We start from the raw sequence: 13004 nt of genomic DNA on the forward strand, positions 1-13004 counted from the left end.
TGTTATTTCCGTTTTAATGGCTAAGTATATCCTTTAAATTACGCTATTCTTGGCAATGACATAGGGAACTCTAATGTCTCCAATCAGAGTTCGATCTGGTGAAAGCTGTACATCTTTATCTAAAACCACATTCTCCACAACTGCCCCTTTACGGATGACACATTTTTGCATAATAATCGAGTTGCTTACCCGCGCGCCCTCCTCCACCTGCACTCCACGGAAAAGAATACTGTTCTCGACCTTGCCCCCAATGGTGCAGCCATTAGCAACAAGCGAATGATCCACCTCGGCGCTGTGCGTATAACGAGTCGGGGCTTCATACTTGATTTTGGTATGCACCGGCTGATTCTGAAACAGTGCTTGATACTGCTGCTGATCCAGTAGCTTCATGCTATTTTTATAGTAGCTCTCGATAGAATTAATGACTGCATGATAACCTTCATAACGATACGCATAAATGCGCAGCCCACTTGGGTTTTTCTGGATGGCATCGCGAAAGAAATGATTATCCTGATGGGCTATGCAATGCTTCACCTGATCCAGATACAAGCCTTTGTCCATCACGAACATTTCCAGATAAATATTATGATGATCCTGCTCCTGATGAATACCAGTCACCCGTCCGTTCTCATCAATCTCCAGTCGTGCACAAGGAGCATGCTCAGATTCGAGCTGGTCTATGGGTTTATATACGAGGGTAACATCTGCATTTTTCTCCCGATGATAACGGTATACATCGTCGATATCAACCTTATTGACATGCTGAGTTCCTGCGTGAACAAGGGTTTGCCCCGATGAGCGATGAAAAAAATCCAGATTGTTGTGCACATGCTGCAAATCTCCACGTGATGCATCCGTCGGATCATTCCAGTCCGGTGGCAAAATAAACAACCCGCCCCGTCTGCGGTCTAAATCCCAAGGCCGACCTTCACCCAGATGATCCAGCAGCGAACGGTATTTGCGGCGGATAAACAGTGCAATATCATGCACCCCTGCATGCATCATGTTGGATAAGGTAAAATCAATGAGCCGATATCGACTGGCAAAGGGAACTGCGGCCCCGCACCGGAAATAGGTCAACTCCTTCAACTGATCCAGTTCGTGATCCAGGTTGATAACTCCAATGAGTCGGCTCATAGCAGACACCGTCCTTATCCGGGTTAAATTCGTGCATGAAGCTGGCTTTCCTGATCGAACAAAATAATCTCATCAGAACTATCTTCAGGTCCGATAAACGCGTTGTCTTCAATAACGATGTTCTCATTCACGATAGCCCGGTGGATACGTACATTGCGCCCAATTTTTACGTTCGGCATGATGACAGAATCGGTAATAACGCTCCCTTCACCTACTTCGACCCCATAAAATAGTACAGAATGCCTTACTTCTCCATCCACCATACAGCCTTCATTTACAATACTGTTTTTGAGAATCGCCCGTTGGGTTATATACTGGGCCGGTTGATTGGGACTGCGGGTATAGATGCGCCAGAAAGGATCGTTCAGATCCAAAGGCGGATCCTGAACCAGAAGATCCATGTTGGACTCCCACAAGCTCTGAATGGTACCTACATCCTTCCAGTACCCGGCAAACGGGTACGCATACAGCGACCGGCCATGCTGAAGCAGCAATGGAATGATATCCTTGCCAAAATCATGTGAGGATTCAGAATCGCTTGCGCTTTCCAGTAAATAGCGACGCAACACCTCCCATTTGAACAAATAAATGCCCATGGAGGCCAATGTACTTTTCGGCTGTTCAGGCTTCTCCTCGAAGTCGTATATTTTCAGATCATCATCGGCGTTCAGTATCCCAAATCGTTGGGCTTCCTGAATCGTGACATTGATGACAGAAATGGTGCAGTCTGCTTCCTTCTCCTTGTGATAGTGGAGCATTCGACTGTAGTCCATTTTATAAATGTGATCCCCTGACAGAATGAGTACATGCTCCGGGTCATACTGATCCAAGAAATGCAGGTTTCGATAAATTGCATCCGCCGTGCCCCTGTACCAGTTGTTTCCATTTTCTTTCTCGTGCGGAGGTAAAACGAACACTCCTCCATCCAGGCGATCCAAATCCCAGTCGCTGCCTACGCCGATATAGGAATGAAGCACCAACGGCTCGTATTGGGTCAATACGCCTACGGTGTCTATACCAGAATGAGTGCAATTGCTGAGAGGGAAATCAATAATGCGGTAAGTCCCTCCAAAAAACACTGCCGGTTTGGCTAGTGTACGGGTAAGTCCTTTGAGTCTTTTGCCTTGTCCGCCGGCGAGCAGCATGGCAACCACTTCCTTCTTTCTCATAACAAAGACCTCCCTGTCATGTGCGTCTGAAGCAATTGTGGCGGGATATTTGATAATATCCATTAAACATGAAAAGACAGTCGTAATCGTTTCATTGGCGAAGGAACGGGTAAGATGTGATGGAGAAGGGTAAAATCATAGTTATGCGGAACGAGTGCAAGGAATCACTAAATCGTAAAATCCCGTTCATCTTTTCACATTTTGGATACTTTTAAAGTATTCGTGTATGACAACATGATCATAAGGAGGCGTTATTCATGAAGAATAAAAAATGGGTGGTAGCAGCATTGGGAATGGGTGTTACGTATCTGATGAAAAATAAAGGGGCACGCGATAAGGTATTGAATAAAGTACAGACCATTGTCAATCGTGCGAAAACATCTGCAAAATCGTAGAATGTTAAAGGTAGAAAAAGCGAGCCTCTCTGAATCATGGTTCAGGGAGGCTTTGCTCTGACTTTTTTCTGCGTCTACGAACAAAATATGGTTCGAGGCTGTATCCGTAGACGGTCAGGCATTCTCCTTATGTTCTTCTACTTCCATGATATGTTCAACGGTAAAGGTTCGATGCGTCCATTCGGAAGAACGGTAAGCCTCTAGGAGACCAAAGGTACGAATTTTCTCCTTGTCCACCTGCTTAAAGGTATGAGTAATCCCTACCTTTCCCCTGAAAGGAAAAAAGGAAAGACCTACAGTCTGATCCGATAGCCACTCGGCCCAAACTCGCCCGCTTTCATGTCGAACAGCCGGGAAGCTTAAACCTTCAGCAAACCATTCATAATCTGCTGTAGGCGTACCCGGCTCTCGGCTGCACAAAAACAGACTCAATTCGTCGCAAAACAACATTCTCCGTACATCGGTCCGCACTTGATGGTCGAAGGTTACGCCACATGCCAGCTCCTGTTTGAGCCTCTGCCGACGCTGTTCCTCCGCCTCCTGATAAGCATGCGTAATCTGCTTGTCCTGAGCGTTTTGATGCTCGGTCCGTCCGACTAGCTCCTTGTACATCAAGCTACACAGTAACGCCGCATACATACTTCCTTGTTCGACTTCATCAATCCCAAGACGATAGAAAACAAAACGTGGACTGAGCGGAAAATCAATAAATGTATATGGTGCAGATACATGATCATTCCAGAAAGGAGCAGCGTCTAACTGTATCCAACCCCGATCATGCTCCCTTGCTGCATATACAAAATCCTGCTTATGACGTCTATTCTTGAAGGCACTCTCTTCCCATTGTGAAGCCAACTCACCCGAAATATGGGCATGGTCATGCTGCGTCGTCATGATATAAGCTTGGTCCGTTTCATAAATAACCATATGCTCTCCCCTTCCGTTCGGCGATTCGTGTGATTGTGTACAAACTCTCTGATCGAAGGCCATGGTTATGCTTACGTTTATTATATCAGGATAAGGGTAAAAAGGCAGGCAAGTTTTCCGCCTCTTTATATCTAATTACCCTTTTGATTCTGCACTCGAAACTGCTGTGGGGTCATCCCCTCCAGCTCACGAAACACTTTGTTAAAATGCTTTGCATTGTCAAAACCCACGTTAGCCGCAATTTCATAAATCTTGCCCCCTTGACACTCCAGCAGCTTTTTGGCTTCTGCAATGCGCAGCCTTTTTACATATTGAACAAAGCTAAGGCCTGTATAGGCTTTGAAAGCCTGACTAAAATACGTATAATTCAAGGATACTGAATTGGATACTACTGCCATATTTAAATCCTCGCTGTAATGAGCATGGATGTATTGGATAGCACGTGTCATGCTACCGTTTCTATCGGCGATCACACTCGCGCCAGCCAGTCTATCTTTCTCTACGCTGACAACACTATCGTCTATGAGGTGGTTCCTCTCCTTCAATTCCTCATTCAAAACTGCCAGCGCACCAAACAGCTCCTCCCTTACAATCGGCTTGAGCAAATACTCCCGTGCCCCGCAGCGAATCGCTTCGCGCGCATACTGGAACTCGTCATATCCACTGAGAATGATCACCAAAGGTCTGCGTTCCGGCTCCAGCTCGCGAATATGCTGCATCAGCATAATGCCATCCATAACAGGCATACGGATATCCGTTATCACCAACTCGGGCAAAAACTGCTTCACATGCTGCCAGGCTTCCCTTCCGTCCTTGACCAGTAAACATTCATAGAGACCGGAAAATTCCCGTTCGATCATAGCTTGAAGTCCCATTCGAATATTTTTCTCGTCATCCGCAATCAACAGCTTGGTCGTCATGGTCCGCCCCCCTCATCATGTAACGTCTAGGCAAAATTAGGGTCACTGTCGTCGATTGTCCGGGGATGCTGTCCAGTCTTATGCCATACTCTTCGCCATACTGCATACTTAAACGGCGATGTACATTATACAAACCGATTCCCCCATTCATCCCGGGCTCATGGGAATCCATATCCGTTCGCGCTAGACCAGCCATGATGGCGTTTCTTCTTTCTTCAGATATCCCCACTCCGTTATCCTGTATACGCAATTCTATGATATCCTGCTTAGAGCAGGCTTCAATCGTGATGCTGAATGGGCTTTGCAATGTACTCCAACCGTGCTTGATAGCATTTTCGACTACAGGCTGCAGCGACATTTTCAGCATCTCCAGTTCCATAAACGCCGACGATAGATGAATTTCCAATCCAATTTGGTTATCGTGGCGAATGTTCATGATGGCCACGTAATGCTGGATATGTCGGATTTCATCCCGCAACGCAACACACGACCCGGACCATTGGAGATTATAACGCATCATCGAGCCAAGGGAGGTAAGGGCATCCGACAGCGGATACTGCCGTTCTATCTCCGCCATCATTTTTAAATTTTCCAATGTATTATAGAGAAAATGGGAATCAATCTGATGCTTGAGCGCTAGCAGTTCAGCCTCCTGAGCAGCGGCCTGCTTGTGTACTGCCTCGGCAATGAGTCCGTTAATCCGACTTAGCAGACTGCGAAAATATAGAGCCAGCTCAGCCACTTCTCCCCGCCCATATACTGGAATTCTAAGCTGAAAGTCACCCTCCTGCTCTACTTTTTTCATGGATTCACGCAGTGTATGTAGCTGCTTGAGAATGAAGGCATGCAGGGTATAAGAAATGACGGACATAAACACAATCAGCATACTAATAATGAGCAGCATGGCATTGCGTTTCTGACGGAGATCACCCAGCGGACCGTCCAACGCCACCACATTTAGCAAATAGGCGTCCAACCCTTCTATATAACGATACATACCGAGATAAGGCTTATTCTCATAGGAAAAATCAAAAGCACCACCCGGTCCCTGAACCTGGGACTGAAACAGATGGTGCACATGGGACAGAGGGATGGAAATTGAATCTGATAGAGAGGAAGCTGTAGCTATATCGCTAGAAGACATTGGTTTTTCAGCGTTCCTTGCGCTGGAATCGCCGTCCAGAATGAACATTTGCCATGCACGATCACGTTGTGGGATTCCAAATACTCTAGGTGAAAACAGCTCCAGCCTCATGTTTGTTTCTACCAGACCTGCGTGTCTTCCTCCGGTAGACTGAATTTCACGCAGCAGTGCCATATACTGCACTGTCTCACTTTCCTGCCGGGATTGCCCCAGAAGTAAGCTTTTCGGCCCCTTGTACATTTCCCACCATATTTTCCCTTGTCGGAGTTGGGCCATTTTCAGCCAGGAAGCCTTAGGCAATCGTGATTCTTTGAAAATCATCGGCCATATTTCATGCGCCTGGGGATTATTGGTATACAGTCGAATGTTCTCTACATTGGGATTACTGTACAGCAAGTGCTGTAAATTTGGAAACACATTCAAGTTGAATTGGACTAGCTCATCGCTGCTTATTTCACGTTCCTCGGTCAGATAACGAAGTACGTTGCGATCTGAGATCGCAAGCTGTGCGGTTCGCTCCATAATTTCCATATTGCTATGAATATGGGCCAGCTCTGTATCCAACACATACTGATTTTGTACGGTGATGTCGTGCATGGTATTCTCGTACAGTTGGTGAAAGGTATATAGCGAGAATAATACCACCGGGATTAAAATGACTCCGATATACGCGACAATGAGCTTAACTTGAAGGGAGCAACCGCCAAGCCGATCGGCCGTACCCTTCATCCACTGCCATATAGTGCGGCGCAGCAGGCTCTTCATCTGTGAACGTGCACGGCCTGGCATGAAATCACATCCTTAGGGGTTCAATAGATTAAAGCATTGAATTAGATCATTTGGTGAACTGTTCAATTTTCTTAAGGTTTTCCTCATAGGCTTTTTGCTGATAGACCATAACTTTGTCATATCCTACTTTTCTGCGGTCTTCCAAAAAGCGAGCAAACAGCTGGTCGAATTCCTCATCTGAGGAAGCCAGCAGCAGCTTCGGCAATGTCCTGCCCCAAATTTTATCTATCTGGCCTGACGCAATGCCCTCTGCCGAAGTTCCGGTCGGTTTAATATTGTCATATTGGGAGAAGCCTTTCGTCTTGCCTTTCGTCCAATCCTCTGGCTGCTTATACGGCTCGACGCTGGGCGGCGCCCACTGCAAATTCATATTCGTATCCATCAGCATCCAGAAGGTGAAGGAGGCGCCATATTTTTTATCAAAAGCAGAACGATCCTTGTTCAGCAGCTCCTGTACCTCCGGCTTGAAGGCTGGCCGACCGTTGACCATGTCCCATAGCTTGCCCTGCTCCCCCAGATACAGGTCACGATTTCCTTCCTCGCTAATCAGATAAGTCAGAAATTCAATAGCTCGCTCCTTGTCTTTGACATCCTTCGAAATAAGCGTCACCGTCCAGCCGGAAATACCCGGCCCGGCCAGCGTCGGCGGGTCCAGCTTACTGTTCGAAGGTCCATCCACCGCGATATAGACGGAGTTCGGGTCCTTCGCATATAACAGTACCTGTTGAGTGGCAAAGTCAGAACGCTGATATAGCATGGCAAAATATCGGCCCTGTGCCACCTTTTCCTCCATTTGCGGACGTTTGTCGATAAATACGTCCTTGGCGATCAGGCCCTGCTCATTTGCTTGACGGAATGTTTTGAGCCAGCGAATATACTCTTTGTCCGAACGACGATCGTATAGCTTGCCGTCCTTTTCATGAGGAATGGCTAGAAAATTGAGTAAATAGTCTTCAAAAGAATAATTTCCGTTATCTGTAAATTCGTGAAATCCTATCGGGATAAGAGGCTGACCGTTCACCTCCGGAAATTTCTCTTTCACTTTTTGAAGCGCTTTCAAAAATCCTTCTGGTGTCCTCATATCTGGTTTGCCGATCGCCTCGTACATATCCTTCCGAACCATAAACGTCTGGTTGGACACAAAATTTTGGCCGTAATTTTGATAATCCTGTGGCGAAGAAGAAGCGTTAGGATACCCGTATACATTCCCGTCCGTTTGGCGATACCAGGACATTTTCGCCGGATCAGCTATTTTAATCAGATACGGATCGTATTTCTCGGCCAGCTTGTTGAGCGGAAGCACCAGCTTACCCTCGATCATTTTTTTGACCGCGTCCTCTCCCCAACCCAGCGTGACAAAATCAGGCAGCTTGCCGGAGGCCAGCATGGTATTGAGCTTTTCATTTTCATTCCCTGCGGGTACGATAAAATTGACGCTGACCCCAGTCTTTTGTGTAACATACTTTGAGGTCATATCCGTCCCCCACTTGTTCGGGAACCAGGAAAAGTTCAAATACCAGTCAAACGTAATCGGCTCCTTATCCGCCTTCCATCCTGGTACATCTGCCGTAGCCTTGGTCTTCTCGTCCTTCAATTCCGTGACAGTACCGCCTCCACCGGACGTACATGCCGCGAGCAAACCCACCAGCAGAACAGAAGCCAACAGCCCCTTCTGCCATTTGCAAATGTTCATCATAAATCTCCCCCTTGGATGATGTGCTATCCCTTAATCGAGCCGATCATCAGACCCTTGACGAAATATTTTTGCAGAAAAGGATATACCAGTACAATGGGCAGTGTCGTCACAACCATCGTCGCCAGCTTGATCGATTGCGAAGTGACAGACTGGGCAACGACCCCCGGCGCAGCAGCCATCATCTGATTAGAGCTGGATTGGGCAACAACCCGGTACAAATACGTTTGAATCGGCTGAAGATCCGTATTATTAATATAGATCATTCCAGTAAAATAATCGTTCCACTGGTATACCCCATGAAACAACGCAATCGTCGCTACTACCGGCATAGATACAGGAAGCACGATCCGGCAAAAGATACCGAAATCGTTCGCACCGTCTATTTTCGCCGCCTCTTCCAATGCATCCGGCAGTTCTCGGAAAAAAGCCATAAAAATAATAAGGTCAAAAAAGCTGAACATCGCAGGAATGATGTACACCCAAAAGCTGTCCAGCAGTCCGAGATCACGAATCAGCAAGTACGTTGGAATCAATCCCCCACCGAAAAACAGAGTAATGGTGCCAATCAGCATATATAGCTTGCGCCCGATCAGCTCCTTACGGGAATATGCATATGCAATCATAGCGGTAAAAAACACATGAACAATCGTGCCGATTAACGTCTTGGCAATAGTCACTCCCATCGCAGTCATAATACCGTTGTTGGCAAACACAGCCTGATAGCTGCCCAGACTGAAGACTCTCGGCCACCAGTAAATACCGCCCCGCATCGCGTCTGCTCCTTCGTTAAAGGAGTTCACCAGCACATACCACACGGGATACAACGTCACAAAACAAATGATCAGCATGAAGACGTTGTTCACGAAATCGAATATCGCTTCGCCTGCTGTTCTGCGTTGCAATAGCTGCATGCAGCTGTCCTCCTTCAAAATAGGGATGTATTATTCACCCGCTTGGTCACCGAATTGGCAATTAGCAGCAAAATGAGAGCAAGAACCGATTTTAGCAAACCCACTGCGGTAGAATACGAGAAACGGCCCTGCTGAATGCCCACCTGATATACATAAATATCAACTACATTACTTGCACTTTCATTCAGCGAGTTACGCAGGACGAGAATTTGATCGAAGTTGGAGTTCAATATGCCGCTGACCGCCAAAATAAACAAAATGGATATTGTCCCCTTGATAGCGGGAAGTGTGACGTACCACATTTTCTGAAACCGTCCGGCCCCGTCAATGGTGGCCGCTTCGTACATGTCCGTAGATACTCCCGCCATTGCTGCCAAATAGATAATAGCTGACCATCCAAGCTCCTTCCAGATATCCGAGCTAACGACGATACCCCAAAAATAGCTCGGCTCTGCCAAATAACTGATCGGCTGGTCAATCCAACCCCAGGCTAGCAACAGTTGATTAATCATCCCGGTATCTGCCAGCCACGTCGTTAAGATCCCGCCAAGAATAACCCAAGATAAAAAGTGAGGAAGGTACGAAATGGTCTGAATAGATTTTTTGAACCGAATGGATCGTATTTCATTCAGGAACAGAGCAAATACAATGGGCAACGGGAACCCAATCGCCAGCTTGAGCAAGCTAATGCCCAGTGTGTTTTTGACAATGTACCAAAAGTTATCATCCTCCAAAAAGGCCCGAAAATGCTCTAACCCCGCCCAAGGTGCGCTTGATATGGTTCCAATGATGTCAAAATGTTTGAACGCAATTAAAATACCGTACATCGGAATGTAATGAAAAATAATCATCCAAACCACCCCAAGCAGCGCCATGGTCTGCAAATGTCTTTGTTGAACCCATTTGCGCGCTAGTGATGCCCCTCTCCCCGATCGAACCGGCGGCTGTGTCTGCAGATTCTTCCATCCTGTACTCATACGAGGACCTCCCTTCTTTGTGATGTAAGCACTTACATTTATTATTTTAGAGGCTTCTGCTTCGAATGAGTAGTACTGGATTTTTTGATTTTGGTATCTAAATTTCAGGTGGGGATCTAACTATACGCACAAGTTTTCTTCCAGCCTTTGGATATTTACATCTATTAATTTACGAAGAAGACTATCAGATGGTACGATAAGATTATATGTGATTCCAATCATTACCTATATACCTAGATCAGGAGGATTAAGAATGGAAGAATTGGTTCGTTCGATTCAGAAACAGGTCCGAATTAAAAAGGTTGCCTGCTGGGCGGGGCTCATCATGTTTGGCCTGTGCACTTTAGTTGGCATTGCAGCTCAGGAATGGCTTATGACGCTCTTGGCGCTCGCGATGACAATTTTATCCGTCTATGGATTAACCATGATGCGTGGTATGACAAAGTTTACTAAGGAGTATCAACCGGGAAAGGGCTACGGTTATTATCGTCGTACGGTACAACAAAAGCTGCGCTATCTAACTTGGGGACAGTGGTTAGTAGGCGGCCTTATTGTCCTGATGTTCTTTGTATTTAACGTCCGACTTAGCGCTTTTCTCATAGCTATTCTGGGTATCCTAACCATTCAGTTCAGTATCAAAAAACGAATTAAAAATCACCAGGAGCCCGATATCACTGAGCTGGATGAGTTTGTACGAATGGGGATTGTTTCTCCGCATGAGCAGACTATTGGGGTATATAAAGATTTTCTACACCTGAGCCATACGTTTCGGGGTAACCAAATTGTTATCGTTACAGACAAACGCCTGATTTCTGTATTTGTGGAGGAACAGGGGCGTGCGGTGAAAACGGAAATGCTGCTCTCGGGTATAAACAAAATACGCGCAATCGGTACGGGTTTTCAGGGTCAAGGTATATTGCTGTCTGTAAGTAACCGTGACCATAACGAGCTTCACATTCATATGGTCGGGAAAAGCATTTTCTTTTCTCCAGAGCAATTCATAGGCTCCTTGCTACGGGCACTAGATGCAGCGTTAAAAAGCAGATCATACAGCACGGAAGAACCATTCCCGAGCTACCAACAGACAAGAATTTCATTGCACCCATCAGAACAAGGTTTGCTGCATAAACCTACAACAGCCTAAATATTTTGGGACATGTACCACGTTATATATATGCGTTATGATCGATCTTCATAATACGCCAAATAGCAAGTAAGCCCTGATCTTAATGAGCTTACTTGCTATTGGGTGTACTTCCACATCATATTTTCAAATGAACTGCCTACCTGCTAAAACAACTAATTTTCTACTTTACTTCTGCCTTCTTAATGATTGGCTCCATGATAGAATACCGTGATGAGGTCATGACTTGTAACAAACACTAGCAAGCTAAACAGACTGAGCGACAGAGGGCGTGAAATCAATTTTTTCATCCTTTAACACTCCTTTTAAAATAGTTATATATTGGTCTTGCTGTGTTGCTGTAGCTTGGGATCTGAAAATTTCAAATATAGCAGTACATTTCCTAAACTCATGCTCATGTTCCATACCCAGGGTATCGGACAACATGAGAGATTGCAGGATATAGCCCAACGCAACCGTAAACTGTTGTTGCTTGATATAATAAAGAGCCAACTGATAGCAGAAGCGAAAATAATAAGATACATTCACGGGCTCTTCTAAATATTTAAAACCTTCAATTTGTTCGGCAAATGATTCAAGCACAGCCTCTAAAGGATAGTCATATCTCGACGCTCCCTCAACGATGGAAAGAAGCCCCGGTAACAGCTCTTCCGGATTATTATGAAGAAATTGCATGTATTCCTGCAACACTTCGGCATGGCCTGACAAAATATCAAGGGCATACAAATTAGCTCTGGCAGCATAGCGGTAATATTCGACCTCTGCTTCCCCATATTGATCGAGACCATTAAACCAGCCCAATTCTGCATATTTTTCGATGCAATCGCGAGCGGCCTCATACTTGCCCTGTTTTTGGAAGGCCATGCCTTTCATGAGATGACTGTAGCCGTAGTAGTAGACTAGCGGCCGTTTGGTATGTATGGGTGGTATAGGTTTCTTGCGCGCTTTGTAGAGCTGTAATTCCTGATACTTTTGGTTGACATGGCTATACAACCGGTCGCATAAAGCAATCATATTGGCACCATCCGCAAATGAAAAAGACAGCTTAATCATGTTAACAAGTGTGTCTAGATCTGTGATGTCGGAGTGAACAAGATCATCCACCGTTCCCGCCTCCTTATCCGACTTTTATATTCACCAAACAAAAGTAAGATCTAAATCCTAACTGAAAATAACTTAATTACGTAGTTATTACGTAATTAAGTTATATCATAAATTCAAACATATGACAAGTGCATTATGATAATATATTCCAGTTTTTAAAATACCGATGTAAGTGGATCGTTCACTTGTTCATTTCCATGTGAAGCAAAGGAAATGCCCTACCTGATCCATCCAGTGCAGATCGCCCCGTTAGTACAAAGCCGTAATGTCTGTAGAAAGCATACGCTTTCTCGTTCTGCTCATTCACGTCCACTTTGAGATGCTTCCCTTTTATCTTTTCAGCATACTGGATGAGTCGGCTGCCTATGCCCTGCCCATGCCGTTCAGGGTCCACAAACAGCATCTCTATTTTCAATCCGTCCAGCCCGATAAAACCTGTTGGTTCTTGACTTGTATTCAATTCCATCCAAACTTCAAGTTCTCTTAAAACACCATTGCGTACGATATGATGATAAAATTGAATGTCCTCTTCCGACAAAAATGTGTGCGTCCGGCGTACAGCCCGCTGCCAAATATCAACGAGTTGATCATGATTTTCTTCACGATAAGCAACAATTTCATTTTGCACTTGTACTTCCCCCCTCATTTAAAAATCGATATTGCATGTTTTGCAGTAAGTCTAACATGCCTA

The 13004-nt window shown here is 45.5% G+C and carries 12 protein-coding genes; 2 read left to right on the forward strand and 10 right to left on the reverse strand.

All coding sequences use genetic code 11. The annotated features are described in order from the left end of the window. Positions 1-33: 33 nt before the first annotated feature. Positions 34-1137 (reverse strand): glucose-1-phosphate adenylyltransferase subunit GlgD, encoded by a 1104-nt coding sequence (gene glgD, locus ACL9RM_RS22180; RefSeq protein WP_250268157.1) that lies wholly within the window; start codon positions 1135-1137, stop codon positions 34-36. A gap of 23 nt (positions 1138-1160) precedes the next feature. Beyond that, positions 1161-2306, reverse strand: coding sequence for a glucose-1-phosphate adenylyltransferase (locus ACL9RM_RS22185; RefSeq protein WP_069291775.1), 1146 nt, complete (start codon positions 2304-2306; stop codon positions 1161-1163). A 257-nt stretch (positions 2307-2563) separates the two neighbouring features. Between ACL9RM_RS22185 and ACL9RM_RS22190 the strand changes: the two genes are divergently transcribed. Beyond that, the gene (locus ACL9RM_RS22190; RefSeq protein WP_023988334.1) at positions 2564-2701 is read left to right on the forward strand and encodes a hypothetical protein; all 138 of its coding nucleotides are present in this window, start codon (positions 2564-2566) and stop codon (positions 2699-2701) included. 114 nt (positions 2702-2815) lie between these two features. Here the strand turns inward: ACL9RM_RS22190 and ACL9RM_RS22195 are convergent, their stop codons facing one another. The 6 genes from ACL9RM_RS22195 to ACL9RM_RS22220 form a co-directional block, all read right to left on the reverse strand. Then, positions 2816-3628: a DUF3891 family protein gene (locus ACL9RM_RS22195; protein WP_250268156.1), complete on the reverse strand. Its 813-nt coding sequence runs from the start codon at positions 3626-3628 to the stop codon at positions 2816-2818. Positions 3629-3759: 131 nt separating this feature from the next. Next, positions 3760-4548: a response regulator transcription factor gene (locus ACL9RM_RS22200; RefSeq protein WP_061830344.1), complete on the reverse strand. Its 789-nt coding sequence runs from the start codon at positions 4546-4548 to the stop codon at positions 3760-3762. After that, positions 4520-6481: a sensor histidine kinase gene (locus tag ACL9RM_RS22205; protein WP_069291772.1), complete on the reverse strand. Its 1962-nt coding sequence runs from the start codon at positions 6479-6481 to the stop codon at positions 4520-4522. The genes ACL9RM_RS22200 and ACL9RM_RS22205 overlap by 29 nt, the downstream gene beginning before the upstream one ends. Positions 6482-6527: 46 nt before the next feature. Then, positions 6528-8174: an extracellular solute-binding protein gene (locus tag ACL9RM_RS22210; RefSeq protein WP_250268911.1), complete on the reverse strand. Its 1647-nt coding sequence runs from the start codon at positions 8172-8174 to the stop codon at positions 6528-6530. Between the two features lie 26 nt (positions 8175-8200). Next, positions 8201-9088 (reverse strand): carbohydrate ABC transporter permease, encoded by an 888-nt coding sequence (locus tag ACL9RM_RS22215; RefSeq protein WP_061830342.1) that lies wholly within the window; start codon positions 9086-9088, stop codon positions 8201-8203. A 14-nt stretch (positions 9089-9102) separates the two neighbouring features. After that, on the reverse strand, positions 9103-10065 hold the full coding sequence (locus ACL9RM_RS22220) for an ABC transporter permease (RefSeq protein ID WP_069291771.1): 963 nt from the start codon (positions 10063-10065) through the stop codon (positions 9103-9105). 253 nt (positions 10066-10318) lie between these two features. Here ACL9RM_RS22220 and ACL9RM_RS22225 point away from each other — a divergent pair, with 253 nt between their 5' ends. Then, a complete protein-coding gene (locus ACL9RM_RS22225) occupies positions 10319-11209 on the forward strand; it encodes a hypothetical protein (protein WP_250268155.1) in 891 nt (296 codons plus the stop codon). A gap of 246 nt (positions 11210-11455) precedes the next feature. On the opposite strand, the gene ACL9RM_RS22230 is transcribed toward ACL9RM_RS22225, so the two are convergent. Together ACL9RM_RS22230 and ACL9RM_RS22235 are read right to left on the reverse strand one after the other, a co-directional pair. Next, the gene (locus ACL9RM_RS22230; RefSeq protein ID WP_250268154.1) at positions 11456-12313 is read right to left on the reverse strand and encodes a DNA-binding protein; all 858 of its coding nucleotides are present in this window, start codon (positions 12311-12313) and stop codon (positions 11456-11458) included. A gap of 181 nt (positions 12314-12494) precedes the next feature. Beyond that, a complete protein-coding gene (locus ACL9RM_RS22235; RefSeq protein WP_250268153.1) occupies positions 12495-12941 on the reverse strand; it encodes an acetyltransferase in 447 nt (148 codons plus the stop codon). Positions 12942-13004 lie beyond the last annotated feature (63 nt).

This window comes from Paenibacillus sp. S29 (assembly GCF_049319765.1).
GTDB classification, from domain to species: domain Bacteria; phylum Bacillota; class Bacilli; order Paenibacillales; family Paenibacillaceae; genus Paenibacillus; species Paenibacillus polymyxa_B.